Genomic DNA, 16,637 nt, shown 5'->3' with positions numbered 1-16,637 from the left:
CTATGTTCGAATACAGCCCCGATAATATCCTGTGTGTACAAGCTTCCTGGATTGTTGAAAGCGGAATAGTAAGTGCACCAAATTACAAACAACTATGCTCAAGAGGGCATCTTAAAAAAATTATTAAAGGCGGTAATGGCCGCAAAGCCTTAATCCAATTCGACACAATGAGATCTGATATAAAAAATAAAGTAATAGAACTTGCCGGAGACCCATATGCAAAGGTGACTACTATTACGTTTACAGATTATATCGAGCAGGATCAAAAGGCATATAATTTTTACAGAAACTATACGCTCGATAATGGTGAAGCTCTTCCTGAGAAGAATATTAAGGAATACTGCTGTAATGCCGCTGTTATGAATGCAATTAATACCATTATTAATTCAAAACTGGCACAACGTAAAGCTTTGGCAGGTTCGAAAGTAAACGTTTGGGAAAAAATTACCGAAATAGTTGCCGAATTACCCAAACATACCTATCCGCATACGTTACCAAAAAACCAAAGAATCCTTAGGAACAAGGTTAAGCAGTATTTAATTGATGGTTATATATTATTTATACATAAATCTTTTGGTTCTAAAAATGCTGAAAAAATTAATGATGAAGCCAAAGCATTTGTATTGGCTTGCTGGACAAACCCGGTAAAACGTGTAGCAAACTATACACAACTATTAAAAATATATAATCAAGAAGCCGAAGCGCAAGATTGGAAATTAATAAAATCCGAGCAATCATTAATTAATTTCTTAACCGATCCTAAAATAGAACCATTGTGGTGGGCAAATCGTTTTGGAGAATTAAAATTTAAAGAAAAATTCACAATGCCTTTCAAAACTGCTCTTCCATCTATGAGAGATTCACTTTGGTATTCTGACGGAACAAAAATTAATATGTATTACCAAGATTCTAACGGAAAAATGAAGACCATAAATGTATACGAAGTAATGGATTCTTATAGTGAAGTTTTTCTTGGATATCACATCTCGGAGAAAGAAGATTACGAATCAGGATATCAAGCTTTTAAAATGGCTATAAAAACCTCTGGTCATCGTCCTTACCAAGTGTCATTTGATAATGGATCGGGTAATAAAAAACTTCATAATGGTGGTTTTTTTGATAAGATTTCACATTTGGCAATAAAAACACAGCCTTATAATGGTAAATCTAAGACTATTGAAAGTGCATTTGGAAGATTTCAAACTCAGTTTTTGGCGCAAGAATGGAACTGGACTGGTCAGAATATCACTGCAACAAAAACATCAAGCCATCCCAATATGGAATTTATACTCGCTAACCCCGATAAACTTCCAACACTAAATGAGTTAAAAGCAGTTTACCTAGAAAAACGTACCCAATGGAACCAGGCGCTACATCCTAAAACGGGCAAACCTAGAATCGACATGTATTTTGAGAGTATTAATCCCGATGCACCAGTGGTTACACCATTCCAGATAGTAGATTTCTTTTGGATCGAACGAAATCTACCAATCACTTGTACCTCGTCGGGAGTGACTTTTAAAGAAAAGAAAATTCAATATGATTATGTAGTATATCAGGAAAATTCACGAGCAATAAATCAGGAGTGGCATTTAAAAAATGTAAACCAGAAATTCCATATCAAGTTTGATCCCGACGATATGAGCCTGATATATCTTTATAAAAAAACACCATTGGGATTAAAGTTTGTCACTGCAGCAGAGACTAAGATTGAAATACATCGTGGGCAACAGGAACAAGAAGATTGGGAAGCTCAATATTACAGAGACCAAATTGAAGCCACGAAACAAACGAGGATAGACATACGAAATAAAACCGAAGAGAATTTACAAAAACATAATATGAACGCTGAGAGTTATGGCTATACGAGTCCAAATTTAAAAGGAATTAACAGCAATAGGAAAATTAAAAAAGACCAGAGCAAAAAAAGCGAACTGGCAAAACAAAAAACCGACATCGCTCAATATCAAAAAAAAATAAGCGAAGCTGTCTTAAACCCTGAGAGTATCTATGACCTAATGTAAAATGGATTGCGAACTGAATTACCAACCTAAAAAACTATAAAAAACAACATTATGACAACAGAATTCAAAAATCAAGTTAAAGAAAAATTAGCAGGTTACATCGCTCAAAAAGGAAGTCAAAACAAAGCTGCCAATTCATTAAATGGTGTTTCTGCAGCCTTGCTTTCGCAAATTATGAATGATAATCATCAAAATATATCCGAGGTAATGTGGCGTAATGTAGCCTCACAAATAGGATGTAGCTCTAAAAAATGGTTTTGTGTAGAAACTACCGATTTTAAAATAATATCCAAAGTATTAGAAGATGCGCAGCAGCATGCTCACGTTTTTGCTTTAACAGGTGATGCTGGTTCCGGAAAATCAATGTCTTTTGAAATCTACACAAAAATCAATAAAAACTCTTATCTGTTAAGCTGTGCCGAGTACTGGAACCGAAAAGAATTCCTTACACAATTGCTTACAGTAATGGGTGTTGATTATAGTGGTTTTTCTGTTGCCGAAATGATGAATGAAATTGTAAAAAAATTAAAATCTCAGGAAAGCCCTCTAATCATACTCGATGAAGCTGATAAATTACCCGATACTGTGTTATACTTTTTTATCACATTATTCAACCGGTTAGAAGAACATTGCGGGATTGTTCTTTGTGCAACCGATCATTTATCTAAACGTATCAATAAAGGCATCAAACTAAACCGAAAAGGGTACAAAGAAATCAATTCCCGAATAGGTCGTCGTTTTATAGAGTTAAAAGGAGTCAGTTTTACCGATGTAACTCAAATATGTATGGCCAATGGTATTGATGATGTTAAATCTATAAAAGACATATTCACGGATTCTGAAGGTGATCTTAGAAGGGTAAAACGAAAAATTCACGCTGTAAAAAACAAAATTTGATGTCGTTAAAAAGAGCCGTTTCAGTTGACGAAATAACGAAAAAGAAGTTCATCGAATTAGATCTGCCTCTTGAATTTAAAAAATTACTGGGAACTCCCGAACGCTCCGGAATATGGATTATATGGGGCGAGAGTTTTAATGGTAAAACGGGGTTTTCACTTCAATTGGCAAAAGCTTTGACAAAATCCGGAAGGGTATTTTATAATACCCTCGAGGAAGGTGCCCGAAAGTCAATGCAAAATGCAGTTATATCACAAAATATGCAAGAAGTAAAAAGGCGCTTCCTGATTGGGAATCGGGAAAATATTGAAGACTTAAAAGAGCGCTTACGCCGAAAGAAATCACCTGATATAATTTTCATAGACAGCCTACAATACACAGGACTTACCAAGAAGGAGTACAAAATGCTCAAAGAGGAATTTCATAATAAGCTATTCATCTTTATAAGTCATGCCGATGGGAAAAACCCCGAAGGCTCTCTTGCCAAGTTTGTGAAGTATGATGCCGATGTAAAAATTCGGGTCGAAGGATACAAAGCGATGTGTTTATCGCGTCTTGGAGGAGATAAAGAGCCTTATGTAATTTGGGAACAAGGAGCAGCACAGTTTGACATTAAAATAAAATAATCATGCCAACAACTAATAAAAAATTACAAATGAGTACCGAAGATTACGAAAACATGCTCTTAGGATCTTATGCCAGATGGTGTGAAAGCGTAACAATTAATACTCGTGAATATCAAAAAGTTATTGCTAATGCAAAAATTAATAAATGGTACTTAACAGAGTATGCTAAATGTGAAGCTGAATTTAACTCTTTGACTCAACGCTATGAAAAGTTGGTTACTGCAGAAGATTTTAAAAGATGTTATAACAACTGCACTTACAAGATGTTCAATCTAAGACCATCGGCATTGTTACAGGAAATTAAAAAGACACCAACCGTAAGCTCCCTAAAAATTCACGATGTAAAAATCTCTTCTCTAACCTTTAATCAAAATTAAAATGACAATTTCTCAAATAGAAGCCAAAATACAGGAATTAGAATCCTGGTTAATTGATAACCCTCATAACCCTCAACGTGGTTTGATAGAATCTGATTTAAAAAAATTAAAAACCCATTTAGAACAAAAAGATTATGAATAAAGATCAAATAAACAATCGCATTGCATTACTATATCTATCCCTACAGTTCTGCTCTGAGCAAATGAAAATGTTTACTGCTGGCGAAAGAATTTGTATTAACCAGGAACGATTTCAATGGATGCACATTCTATCAGATCCTGAAGCTGAACCTCGTCCCGTTTCGGAAAGCATTGAAACCAAAATAAATGATGTTATCCGACTGATCGAAGTCTATAAATTCAAACCATTTAATCCAGATCCTTTTACCTACGAAATAGTTAATAAACAATAAATAGTAAATACTCTATAATTATGAACACAGTAACAACATCTGAAATGAATAAACCATTTGCTTTAACAGGATACTCAGCTCAGGAATTAAAAGAAGCATTAGCAATTGTTGAAGGCAAAAAAAATGAAGATCGAGAAGCCTATAAAAAACTTGTAGCCGAGACTGTCCCAAAAGCCATGTTTAAGTTATACACAACCTCGGAAATGATAAGCAATGCAAAGACGGAAACATTTCAATTCTTTGAGAATATCCTGGATTTAAAAAATCAGGTATATGGCTTAAAAGAAAAACAAATGTCACATACATTCTCTATCAATAAGGAAGAAATTACTATTGGATATCGCATTAATGATGGCTGGGATGATACTGTAAGTGCTGGAATCGAAAAAGTTCAAAACTATATTTCTTCTCTATCTACAAGTCCGGAAAGTGCTGCTCTGGTTAAAATTGTTTTTAATCTCTTAAAAAAAGATGCCAAAGGAAACTTAAAAGGCTCCAGGGTTCTGGAATTACAAAAATTAACCAGAGAGTTCAATAACGAAGAGTTCACCGATGGTGTAGAAATTATTGCTGCAGCTTTTAAACCTGTACGCTCTAGCTGGTATATCGAAGCTAATTTAATTAAAGACGATGGCTCAAAAACGAATGTACCATTGTCTATGTCATCGGCAAATTTTTTAGGAGACTATTCTTTTGATTTCTTTAAACAACCAATTGAACATGCAAATGCAATCGGGTAATAGTTTCAGCACCATAATCTTGTTGGGGATTCTATTAATAATCACCAACCTAAAGCCTATAATGCTATTTCGTGAATGGCTATCATTTAAAATAAATACAACTTTTAAACAATACAAAAATGAACGTAAAGATAAAACCAATTACAGACCATGAAAGTTATGAGGTAAATGGTCATACCATTTTTAAAGATACTAACGGAAACTGGAGGTGTAAAAACGATTTATCGCATAAGGAGCTTCATGCTTTTGATCAATATGAAAGTATAGTCATTAAAAACCCCAGGTTTAAAAAGCATACCAAAGCAACTTACAAAGGTTAGTTAATTATTAAAACCCAGAAAGAATGCAAAAAATTAAATTACCAATCCTTTATACCGGCAATGGAAGTGCGATAGAGAATTATAATAAAATTAATTCGGGTTTTGTTCCCTCCCATAAGGAGGAGACAAAACCCGAAAACTGGGGGTTATTTGATAAAAACAACCAGCAACATAAAACCATTCTATCCCTCATGCGCCAAGCTCAATGGACAAGAGCGCACGAGCGTCATGCGGAGGTTGCAGACTTAAATCGATTAAGCGAGTTTTTAAAAAGTGATAAATCGCCGGTTAAAAAGCCTTTAAAAGAAATGACTTCGAGAGAAGTCTCAAAAATAATAGTGGCATTGATAGAAATTGTAATCCATAGATTTAAATAAAATGGATCGAATGGTTTTGCTGCTGGTATATTAAGTATTTAATTCATTTTTTTATTGTAAAACTGATCTATCCTTTAGAACAGCATTGAGAAACTTTTTAAACAGAAATCCTATTATCGTAAATTATTTCGAATTGGTCTTTAATCTAACGAAAACTATTGCGAATGTTTTTAATTCCCTACATAACATTCCTGAAATAAGCAAGCGCAAAACACTATACAACTAACTAATTACCAATTAATTAATCGTTAAACAATTGCTATTATCATTCTAAAAAGCTTCGTGAAAAGTCGCCTTTTTTTATTAATTTTTTTATTTTATTTTTGTCCATATGTCAATATCAATCAATAGAAGTTTAGGTATACAAAGGAATAAGCTGTTGCGTTACAGACTTATCAAGGAGTTGTACCAAAAACACAAAACAGATGATATTCCTACTACTGTAGTATGGCGTAAATACATTTGCCCAGTCTACCCTATTTCCCGAACCACTTTATACGAAGTTCTTTGTACTCCAGTAACTTCCGAACTTAAAAAAGTAGAGGAAGCAATAAACAATCAGACCAAACTTTCTTTGTAAATAATTAATCATTACCAATAATATAAATGGCTTCATGTATTTGAAAGCCATTTTTTTTTGCTCTTTACTTTACACATTTAGTATTGTTCCTTCTTTTTACTATATATGTCTTTTTTTAAAACTACTTCTCCTTTTCATTTATCGATACCTCATTTCGGGTCCAATTTCCATTCGCGAAAATATTCTTAGAAAAACGCACTTTTATCTCATTTTCTTTCAGATATATTCCTAATTGTTTCAGCAAAATTGCATTATTATCAGCTTGAAAAAAAATACGTGTAAACTTGCTTTACAACTATGTAAAGTTGTGGTACACATGTGTTAGAACGCCGTACATCGGTTTTTTTAAGACCTTCTTTAGGCTAATCTTTGCCATCTCAAAAGGGAACAACTGCCATAATCATAACCGGAAAGTTTGGGCTGGACTACCGATAAAATAAATGCAGTTGTTTCTCTCCAGAGAACATCTTAAGAAAATATTGAAGTCTTTTTTAAAAACATTGCATGGAACAATTTTTATACCCCACCCTTACCGCATTTTTTGCCGCATTAATTACCTGGTTTTTCTCGAAGAGAAAATCATTGGCCGAAGACAGAGCCGCCGAACTTGATAACGCTGTAAACGCAGTTAGGTACTATCGGGAGTTACTAGATGACATTTCAGCCCGATTAACAGCTGCTACCGAAACAATTAAAAAGATGGAAATACAACATAGAGAATTAATGCTGATAAATCAACAATTGGTTGATGAACTGCAAAAATTCAAACAATTAAACGGAAAACAAATATGACACTTGCCCAAAAAACTCTTGAAATTGCCATTGCCCAAATTGGTGTGGAGGAAATTCCAAAAAACAGTAACTCAGGCCCTGAGGTCGAAATTTATTTAAGAAGTGTAGGTCTTACCAAAGGATATTCATGGTGCATGGCTTTTATTTATTGGTGTACCCAAAAAGCATCCCTTCAAATAGCAGTTAAAAACCCTTTAAAGAAAACCGGTGGCGTACTGGATCAATACAATTCGAGACCACTTTTAGTAAAGACTATCCCTCAGCCGGGAGACATTTTTATACTGGATTTAGGAAAAGGCTTAGGACATACCGGAATAATCGAAAAGGTAGTCGGAAATATACTTTATACGATCGAAGGAAACACAAATGATGATGGAAGTCGTGAAGGTTATAAAGTATGCCGAAGAAAGAGAGATATTAAAACGATCAAAGGATTTTTAAGACTATAAAATCAAATATAACATATGAACAAAAATTTAAACCGAATTGTTTTTTTGTTTTTTTCTGTCTTAGTACTGGTTTCGTGTAGTAGCCCGAAACCGGTTCTAAGCGAAGACAAGACAAAGACCATCACCATCAAAGAAACACTACATGACACTGTTTTTAAAATAGAAAAAGACAGTAGTTCCTTCAGGGCACTATTAGAATGTCAAAACGGTAAAGTAGTCCTGAAAAATGTTACTCAAGCCGAACCAGGGCGTACATTAAAAAGCCCAAGGGTTCGCCTTGAGAACAATAAACTTAGCGTAGACTGCGAATTAAAGAAGCAGGAACTCTACGCCTTTTGGAAATCTCAACAAGTAAAAGAAGTCGAAATAAAAACAGTTCGAACGACAGAATTTACAAATATTTTAACCTTTTGGCAAAAAGTACAAATCTGGTTAGGGCGTGTCTTTCTCCTGGTATTGGTTTATTACTGTTTTAAAGTTTACAGCAAATTTCATAGATTAATTTAACAAGTGACTAATTGTATAAAATTAAAGATATAATTACATTTTGTTACTAAATTAGCGCTAACAAGCTTTTATTCAATTGATCCAATGCAGTAATTTGATCGTAAATTGATATTGCTTTGTGTAAAAGCTTTTTTAACCAAAATTTAATCTACCTACTATGAAACACCTATCAATACTTTATTTTGCATTGTTATCATTTTGCATCTCAGCTCAGGAAAAAACAACCCATGCAATAAAAATATATGTAGAAGATGCTGAAACAGGAAAAAATATTGATGATGCTAAAGTAACTCTTGAAGGCTTTGAAATTCCAGCGATTACAGCCAAATATGATACAAAAAACAGGTATTATTATTTTAATGAAATTCCAAGCGGTTATAATACCGTTATGAGTTATCATAAAAAATATAATGAAAAAGGGTTTCAAAATGTTGCGGGATTGCCTGAGGAGTTGAAGTTACAATTACATACTCCTTTTAGAGTGAAAATCCCTAGTGATAGTAATCATTTTTACAAGGAAGACGATTATCGTATTTACATATTATTTAATGACACTATTTTAAATACATTAAAAACCTGCCCCGATTTTGATTCGAAGTCATTGTGTCTTGCTAAAGAATATATAATGAAATTCCATAAAAATCTTATTGTTAAAGATGAATTGAGTTTTGGTACTTGGGGTTTAAATACTATAGTAGTAAAGAAAAAAAACAAAAAAAAGTTTAAAAGATTTAATGACCTCGAAATTAAAAAAATAGCAACTGATAAAAATATTCTTGCAGTTTATGCCATCCTTATGCTAACAAAAGATGAAAAAAAAACATATTTCGATCAAGACGGAACTCCAAAATATATCCCAAAATATATTAAATATATTCACTGTGATACTCTGACAAATAATTATAAAAGCAATCCGTCTTTAGCAATTGAAACAATCAAAGCTTCTGAAGTATCACAACAGGGAAAAAGAAATAATTCTTCCTCAAATATATATAGTGATTTTAAAGAAAAATTAAAAAATGGTCTGATAAAAAATAATGTTTATGAACGTAACAAGAAAGAAATTGATGTTTTATCCAATTCTGATCAAATAAGAATTAGTAATGGCGAATTATTAGATAATTTTAATAATAGTGATACAATAGTAGTGAGCTGCCAAAAATTAAAAACTATAACAAGCATACCTACTGATCCAAATTATCTAAAACAATACATAGCCACTTCCGATATTTTGTCATACAATGAAATTAATAATCTTTCTTATAAAAACGATAAATTTTATTACCAAATTAATTATGATTTGAATGATATTCTTGAATACAAAAAAGAAAAATTTCTTATTGATTTAAAAGAAACTACAAATAACGAAATACAAATTTATAAGCTAAACAATAATATAGCATCTCCATTAGGCACAATGGATTTAATAGAATATTACAATTTATTAGGGATTAAAGCACATCAAAAAATCGAAAAAAATATTAAAAGATGATTACAGTAAATAACAAATTTTTTAATCAACAATGGGGATTAAAATTAATAAACATCGAAGACGCCTGGAGTTTATTAAATAATTCTCAACCACTAAATGGTAGTCTAACTGAAAAAGCTTTCGGCAATCCAAATATTAATGTAGTCATTGTTGATAATGGGGTTGAAACAAATAATAACATTTCTGTTCATAAAAGCTTTCGTGGACAAACTACTAGTGGTAACCCTAAGTTTTTAAAAAATATAGCTTTAGAAAATAATACATATTTTGACTTTAAAGATTATTTAATAGGTTCTCACGGAATGGGAGTAAGTGGCATAGCTATGGCGAAAGCACATGTTAATAATTTATCTTCTTATAATGGAGAAGGTGTTGTTGGAGTTGCTCCAAATTGCTCTTTTTATTCTATAACCACAGAGAAAGATATTCAATTTAAACTACTCTCAATGTTTGGATTAGCAGGTTTAGAATTTACATCTCCTAGTCAAGACGTACTGAACGATGCCTATAACATCAACACAGATAGAATTCTTATTAGCCCATTAATGAAACAAAGAGGAACACCAAATGCAGGTTCTAACCTAAACTTTTTCTTAAATGGTCTTTATGCAGATGTTTTTAATTTGAGTCTTAAAATTTTAAGTTCACCGAATTTAATTACTGAGAATTATTCAAAAATAATTTTTAATGAGATTTCTTTTTTTGGTAGAAAAGGAAGAGGCTGTGTATCAGTTATTGGCGCGGGTAATGATGGTCAAGATATAGAACCAAGACCTAATGAATTTTTGAATGAACTTGCATCTAGTAATAAACCTATGATTGTTGGGGCAGTATCAGTTGACAATACATACAATTGGCTAACTAATAATCCTCCCGCAAATGCAAAAAAATCAAATTACAGCAATTATGGTGCGAGAATAGATATTTGTGCTCCAGGAGGTGGAGAAATTGATGCCCCAGGATTTCCACCAGCTTTAGGACTTCAAGAAAAGAATTTAATTTTTTCTACTACCGTAAAAGGAGCTGGCGATCTATATTCCAATAGTCCCTTAAAACTAACATTAAAAACTAAAGTTAGTGCAAGAGAATTAAATCCAATAGATCCTGATTATTATGATTTTGTTGTTTTAGAATTTGACAACTCAAATGGACTCTTTGAAGGACAAAGAATTATTTTAGGAGAATTTAGTACTTTAAATAATTATGAAATGTACTATGTTAACGGCGTGTTTCCTTCTAATCAAATTGCAATAAAAGGAATGAAGAAATCAACCTATTCTAATTTAGTTGATTCAAGTGGCACAGGAACTAAATCTATTGTTGAATTCTCTCCAATGTTTACGAAAATTGTAGCTATAACCTCAAATAGAATTATTAAAGTTGAAAATACAAAGGGAGCATTTGCATCCACAACAGATAAAATTTATATTGGCACTTTAGGTGATAGTTCAAGTGGAAGTACTAGAAATATTAGGAGTATAAATCCAACCACTAACGAAATAACTCTAGTATCAAGCATAACAGCTAATGTTGGTGACTTTGTCATTTTTCCTAAAAAAAATTCAGAAATTTTTTCAGGGAACACAAATGGAAGTAAAAAAATTGTTGTTCAAAATACTGAAGGTTTTTTCCCAGGAGGTCTTGTATATGTAGAACAATCAGATGCGTATTCAACCATTACTTCGGTTGATGTAAACACTCGAACAATTAATTTACAAGATCCTTTATTATATTCAAGTACGATTACATCCGGTACAAAATATGTAAAAAATATTGCTACAGGCGATATTACAACTGAATTTAATGGTACCTCGGCCGCTACTCCATTTGTTTCTGGAGTTGCTGCATTAGTCCTTTCGGCAAATAATAATTTAAGTGCTGCTGAAGTTAAACACATTCTTCAAAAAACAGCATCTTCAAGTAAGACAGTTTCTGGGACAACAATACCAAGTTATTCGTTAAATAGTGACGGATATATGCATAATACACATTATGGAACCGGATTAGTTGATGCCGGTGCAGCCGTTCAACTTGCTTTAAACTGGCATACCTCCACAACTCTTCAAAAGCCAAAGATGGAAATCGCAGATAAGCTAAATGCTAATATAATAGTAAATGTTCCTGCATCTGATCCAGTAATCAGTCCTGATATCTGGATAAAAGCATTTGGTGATACTACTACTACTTTACCTACAGGATCTATACCTATTAACACAATAAAAACATTAGAAGATCAGATAATTTATGTTAGGGTTAGAAACACTGGTAATAGACAAAGTTTCAAAGAATGTGATTTGAGGGTATTAATAGCATTTACTGATGAAGATAAACCAGCTTTCCCTTTTCCTTCAAAATGGTTTGATCAGTCTGATGTAAAACTCTTAGCAGTTAAAGAAATTCCAATTATTGCTCCAAGATCAGAAGCCATTATTCAAGTAGAATGGAAAAACATAGCTGCCTTTTGGGATAATTTTAATCCTTTACCAACTACAAACGGCATTTTAACGCCTGGGGGTTTGAGGAAAAGAGCTTATATTTTAGCTCATATTGCACCATTTGATGGGTTAGAAATAGAAGTCATGGGAGATAATATCAGAAATAATAAGCAATTGTCCTATAAAGAAATTATAGTGACTCATAATGGAATAAATAACAGAACATCTTATATTCCTGGAAATCAATTAAATATTACAGTAGGAACAGATATTATCGAAAAGTTTTTTGATTTGACCATCGAAAATATTCTAGCCTCAGGATTAGCAACATTAAAAATTAAGGCAACTAGAAAAAATAGATTAGATCATACAACTGAAGAAGTTATATATAAAAGAACAGGAACAGTTTGGGCACTAGAAAGTGGTAGTCCTGATTGGATTGCTTTTCAAACACCAACAGAAGCTGATTCTGTACATACAAACTATAAAAATATGACCTTCCCACATAAGTTAACCATAAATGAAGAGGAAGAAGAAATAAAATTAGAAATCATAAATACCTAACTATGTCAACAGTATTCGATTTTACATATACATTAAATAGCGAAACCAGTCAAAATGAAGTTTTGAATAATGCTATTGCAGCGACAGCTAAAAAAGAATATGAGCCTACATCTCACTTTTTTGTTGATGAATCTCAACTTTCAAGTACAGTTGTTGCAAATTACACAACGGATGCCTTTGGTCCCGTGACGGGTAGTTTGACTACAAAGTACAGGACAACTTCAAAAATTAGAGCTACTGTTACAGATCCTGTAAAAGTTATGGCTATTTGTAATGGCCAAGTATTAATACAACCACAAACAGGAGATGCTACAAAAGTAAATTTGATTTTAAAACCATCTAATACTTACTCCCCTCTTAAAATTAAATACTTCATTTATAGAGGTGTTAACAAAGCAGATTTAATTGGTAATAATATATTAAAACCTTTAGTAAATGAAGGCACTGGTCAACCAACGTTTTTAGCAAAATTATGGAAGCAATATATTGCATATAATTCTACATTAATTGATCCAAATACAAAAGCTCCACTCCCCCTTCCAACTGAATTCCCTTCTTTTCTGATTGGGTATGACGAAACCCAATCAGACAATACACTTATCGAAAACTATTTCACAAAAAAGGATATTAATATTTCTTATCAAATCCCATTATGTACAGCAGGTGAGCATTTAGGGAATTTCACTGGGGAAATAGGACTCGATATTGTACTTGACCACGGTGATTATCAATTACAAAATCAAGAGGAATTATTTAAATTTGACTTAAAATTTGCTCGCGAGAAGGAGCATATTTTTGATACTACAGCAATTCCTTCTTCTACTCCTGTAAAAATAAAAAGATACAAAGAATACATTCATCAATTTATGGATGCAGCTGCTTTTTGGGGTTCACACATGGAGTGCGGAACTATAAAAACAATTGCCACTGATTCTTCTACAGACGCTACTATTAAAAAGGGGCTTAAAACTAATAACGATATTTTCACTAAGATTGTCAATAAATACCAAACTCAAAATAAGATATACGTTTACGTACAAGGAGAAAATAACAGAAGTTACAACTATTATGATTCTACTCGAAAAGTATTTGGTTTCTCCTCAACAGGACAGCTAAACGAAACTGAAGCCTCTGGTTGGCCAATTATTATTGAAGAATTAACTGTTACAGCAAGTACACCTCCAAAATACAAAAAGGGAATTTCTTTTAATTTAGAGTACAATATAGACACTAGAATTCCTGAACAAGAAAGACATGTTACCGTAGATGTTATTTCTCCTAATAATAATACATCACACTATCCATTATTAGAAAAACCAGTTAATCCGATCACACCGGCTACAGTTCCTGCGTTTTTAACTAACAAAACAGCACCTATTACAACTATACTTCAGGTTAATGAAACTAAATCATGTGCTACATTCTTGATATTGTACGGAAATTTAAAACAAGAGTTTCCATTAAAAAATTATTACAATAATCTATTCCCTGCAAATTTCAACACTAATTTTCTATTACCAAATGCAGAAATAGAAAATATGAATTTATGGGCAACTTATGATAAGAGCAGAATGATAAATCTTGACGCTGTTGTAGATATTGGAGCGTCTATACAAAACAAAGTTGTTTTTGATAATGGAAAAGAATCCAAAGATTCAGGAGCAGCTGTTCCAAGAAAAACACGTAGATTGTATATGGCTATTTTAAAAAGAAATTCTATACATGAAGTTGAATATGATCGTTTAAATATTGATACTATAACAGCCGGTATTGCTAAGAGTACTACGACACGTGAACAATACGCGCTAAATGTGTATAATAATACTGATTTTTCGGTTTTTAAAGGTACTTTTGAAGATGGACTTGATACAATAAATTCCTTATCATTAATACATAAAGATAGTTCCCTAAAGAAGAATAGTTTTTTCCATCTTGGAATTACCGATGAAGAGTACAATACATTGATGTATAACCAAATCAATGCTCGTGGAACTATACAAACTGCCACTACGGTAACTCAAAACTTACCTTTAGAAGCTGATAATGTATTTTTTCATCTAGAGGAGGATTTAACTTTCACTAATCGAAATGTTCAAAAGTTTAAAGTAGGATTTCGCTTTGAAGATGCAACAGGAAATATATCAACTTTATTTCCAACAGTTACAAATGAAGTTTTCGTTTATACAGTAGATGGATTTTATTTTTTCTCTAAAGAGTATTCTGCCTATCAAGAATATGTAGTTACAGATAGTACCTATATAAGAAATTACGAAGAAAAAATTGGTTTTGATAATATTGAGTCTACCTCAAATAAACGATATGAAGACTGGTTTATCGAAAAGGATATCAATATGAAGAATAAGGTAGATACATTTATTAATGCTCTTTCTCAAATTGATAATAATGCAAACTTTTACAATAATGTAAAAACATTGGTTGAGAATAGTGCTTTGAGTATTTGGAATCAAGCCATAAGTACAGTTCAAGCTAACAGTAATGCCAATCCAGACGACAGACCTCTTTATTGGGCTAGATTAAAAATGCAAGTAGCCCTAAAAAGTCACCCTTATTTTGGTGGCGGAAATAATGCAAAAGATTTAGACAACCTTATCCTATTATTTGAAGAAAAAAGCAGAAATTATACAAGCGTTATAAATGCTCCTGTTGGAACAAATAAAATTCTAATTACAGGATTTGATCCTTTTCAACTAGAAAATGATATAGAGCAATGGAATCCAAGTGGAATAGCAATTTTATCTTTACATGGTAAACTAATTAATAATACTTATATTCAGACAATGATATTCCCTGTAAGATATAAAGATTTTGACAAAGGATATGTAGAAAAATATATTTTTCCGCATATTGCAAATGTGAAAATGATTATAACTGTTAGTCAAGGGAGATATAGATTTGATATTGAAAGATTTGCCTCTAAATTTAGAACAAAAACTAGTACAGACAATCTTAATATTAAAAATACAAATCATATATTTTACCTTCCAAACGGAAATAAAATAGAACAAACTAGTTTAAGTAAAATCCCTGAATTTTTAGAAACAACTTTGCCAATTGCCCATATGATACCAGGCACTCTTGGAAATAATCGTGTAGTCTATAATCAAGAATATCAAAGTAACATATCGTCTCTACAATATTCATCTGCAAATTCTGGTATTAATAATTTATCCGCTCCCGCGATTGGAGAAATTGCACTAAATGGTTCTGGTGGTACTTACCTTTCGAATGAAATATTTTTTAGAGTTGCCGTATTAAGAAATCATTTAAATTTAAATGATAATCTAAAATCTGGTCATTTACATGTGCCTATTTTAGATGTAAACAACTATAGCTTAGCAGCTAATTTTATAGTAGAAACAACTAAAATCCTAAAAGATGCAATACAAAGTTTATAAAACAGTGCTGTTTTTTTTATTCTTATTTTGTCATAATTCAATTAAATCTCAAGTTTTCGGAGGTGACTTTTATATAACTTATGATAGGGCAAAGTATAATATAACAGCATATGGAATTGATAATGACAAAGCAGAGAATAATAAAACTATAGAATTTACTGAAAAAGATATTAAAAAAATTAAATATGATAAGCTGAAATTTATTTCTTTTCAGGACACCTCAGAAAACAGAAAAAAACAATTTTATGAAACCATAGCTTTAAGATTAACATCTAAGAAGAAAAAGCAAACAGAAATGTTGATTTTTATTACAGGTAAATTTTGGGACGTATTAAATTATACGTTGGATATTAATTTTGAAAAGGGCACTTATTGTATTTTTATTCCTATTTCTCAGAACGAACAATTAAATTTAAAGAAAACTGACGAAATAGAAGCTGGAACAAACATTACAAATTTATTGATTAAAATGTGATAATGCTATAAGATGTATCTACGTACTAGCAAAAATAAGTTCATCTTCATAAAATAATAAATACATTACAACTAAATCTAAGCAAAGAAGAACTCCCTTTATAACTTCTCTAGAAATATATTTTCTAGCTGTTTGCTAAAGAAAACACTCCAT

General features: G+C 32.0%; 17 protein-coding genes. 16 read left to right on the top strand and 1 reads right to left on the bottom strand.

All coding sequences use genetic code 11. The features are described 5' to 3' along the window. Window positions 1-2 precede the first annotated feature (2 nt). From OIU83_RS10765 to OIU83_RS10720, 10 genes are all read left to right on the top strand, one after another. Window positions 3-2,024, top strand: a complete 2,022-nt coding sequence (locus OIU83_RS10765) for a hypothetical protein (protein ID WP_264206262.1) — start codon at window positions 3-5, stop codon at window positions 2,022-2,024. A 51-nt stretch (window positions 2,025-2,075) separates the two neighbouring features. After that, entirely contained in the window at window positions 2,076-2,921 is an 846-nt protein-coding gene (locus OIU83_RS10760; RefSeq protein WP_264206261.1) for an ATP-binding protein, read from the top strand. Further along, window positions 2,921-3,547: a P-loop NTPase family protein gene (locus tag OIU83_RS10755; RefSeq protein ID WP_264206260.1), complete on the top strand. Its 627-nt coding sequence runs from the start codon at window positions 2,921-2,923 to the stop codon at window positions 3,545-3,547. Before OIU83_RS10760 ends, OIU83_RS10755 begins: the two co-directional genes overlap by 1 nt. 2 nt (window positions 3,548-3,549) lie before the next feature. Beyond that, window positions 3,550-3,924 (top strand): hypothetical protein, encoded by a 375-nt coding sequence (locus tag OIU83_RS10750; protein ID WP_264206259.1) that lies wholly within the window; start codon window positions 3,550-3,552, stop codon window positions 3,922-3,924. A 1-nt stretch (window position 3,925) separates the two neighbouring features. Further along, a complete protein-coding gene (locus OIU83_RS10745) occupies window positions 3,926-4,066 on the top strand; it encodes a hypothetical protein (RefSeq protein ID WP_264206258.1) in 141 nt (46 codons plus the stop codon). Continuing rightward, window positions 4,059-4,337, top strand: a complete 279-nt coding sequence (locus tag OIU83_RS10740; protein WP_264206257.1) for a hypothetical protein — start codon at window positions 4,059-4,061, stop codon at window positions 4,335-4,337. Before OIU83_RS10745 ends, OIU83_RS10740 begins: the two co-directional genes overlap by 8 nt. Window positions 4,338-4,357: 20 nt before the next feature. Then, the gene (locus OIU83_RS10735; protein WP_264206256.1) at window positions 4,358-5,077 is read left to right on the top strand and encodes a DUF3164 family protein; all 720 of its coding nucleotides are present in this window, start codon (window positions 4,358-4,360) and stop codon (window positions 5,075-5,077) included. Window positions 5,078-5,196: 119 nt separating this feature from the next. Continuing rightward, entirely contained in the window at window positions 5,197-5,397 is a 201-nt protein-coding gene (locus tag OIU83_RS10730; protein WP_264206255.1) for a hypothetical protein, read from the top strand. A gap of 23 nt (window positions 5,398-5,420) precedes the next feature. Then, the gene (locus OIU83_RS10725) at window positions 5,421-5,774 is read left to right on the top strand and encodes a hypothetical protein (protein WP_264206254.1); all 354 of its coding nucleotides are present in this window, start codon (window positions 5,421-5,423) and stop codon (window positions 5,772-5,774) included. Window positions 5,775-6,105: 331 nt separating this feature from the next. Continuing rightward, on the top strand, window positions 6,106-6,354 hold the full coding sequence (locus OIU83_RS10720) for a hypothetical protein (protein ID WP_264206253.1): 249 nt from the start codon (window positions 6,106-6,108) through the stop codon (window positions 6,352-6,354). 491 nt (window positions 6,355-6,845) lie between these two features. Here the strand turns inward: OIU83_RS10720 and OIU83_RS23625 are convergent, their stop codons facing one another. After that, window positions 6,846-6,908: a hypothetical protein gene (locus OIU83_RS23625; protein WP_404827685.1), complete on the bottom strand. Its 63-nt coding sequence runs from the start codon at window positions 6,906-6,908 to the stop codon at window positions 6,846-6,848. A gap of 234 nt (window positions 6,909-7,142) precedes the next feature. Here OIU83_RS23625 and OIU83_RS10710 point away from each other — a divergent pair, with 234 nt between their 5' ends. The 6 genes from OIU83_RS10710 (at window position 7,143) to OIU83_RS10685 (ending at window position 16,484) form a co-directional block, all read left to right on the top strand. Beyond that, complete coding sequence (locus OIU83_RS10710; RefSeq protein ID WP_264206251.1) at window positions 7,143-7,595, top strand: CHAP domain-containing protein; 453 nt, start codon at window positions 7,143-7,145, stop codon at window positions 7,593-7,595. A 15-nt stretch (window positions 7,596-7,610) separates the two neighbouring features. Then, the gene (locus OIU83_RS10705; RefSeq protein ID WP_264206250.1) at window positions 7,611-8,102 is read left to right on the top strand and encodes a hypothetical protein; all 492 of its coding nucleotides are present in this window, start codon (window positions 7,611-7,613) and stop codon (window positions 8,100-8,102) included. Window positions 8,103-8,259: 157 nt separating this feature from the next. Continuing rightward, entirely contained in the window at window positions 8,260-9,594 is a 1,335-nt protein-coding gene (locus OIU83_RS10700; protein WP_264206249.1) for a hypothetical protein, read from the top strand. Next, window positions 9,591-12,593, top strand: coding sequence for a S8 family serine peptidase (locus OIU83_RS10695; protein WP_264206248.1), 3,003 nt, complete (start codon window positions 9,591-9,593; stop codon window positions 12,591-12,593). The genes OIU83_RS10700 and OIU83_RS10695 overlap by 4 nt, the downstream gene beginning before the upstream one ends. 2 nt (window positions 12,594-12,595) lie before the next feature. Next, window positions 12,596-16,009, top strand: coding sequence for a pyroglutamyl-peptidase I family protein (locus OIU83_RS10690; RefSeq protein WP_264206247.1), 3,414 nt, complete (start codon window positions 12,596-12,598; stop codon window positions 16,007-16,009). Beyond that, window positions 15,990-16,484 carry a hypothetical protein gene (locus tag OIU83_RS10685; RefSeq protein WP_264206246.1) on the top strand — a complete coding sequence of 165 codons (495 nt, stop codon included), beginning with the start codon at window positions 15,990-15,992 and terminating at the stop codon, window positions 16,482-16,484. Before OIU83_RS10690 ends, OIU83_RS10685 begins: the two co-directional genes overlap by 20 nt. The last annotated feature ends 153 nt before the right edge of the window (window positions 16,485-16,637 follow it).

It is taken from the genome of Flavobacterium shii (assembly GCF_025847235.1).
GTDB lineage: Bacteria > Bacteroidota > Bacteroidia > Flavobacteriales > Flavobacteriaceae > Flavobacterium > Flavobacterium shii.
The sequence above is the reverse complement of the archived record's forward strand: the minus strand, read 5'-3'. Positions and strand labels throughout refer to the sequence as shown.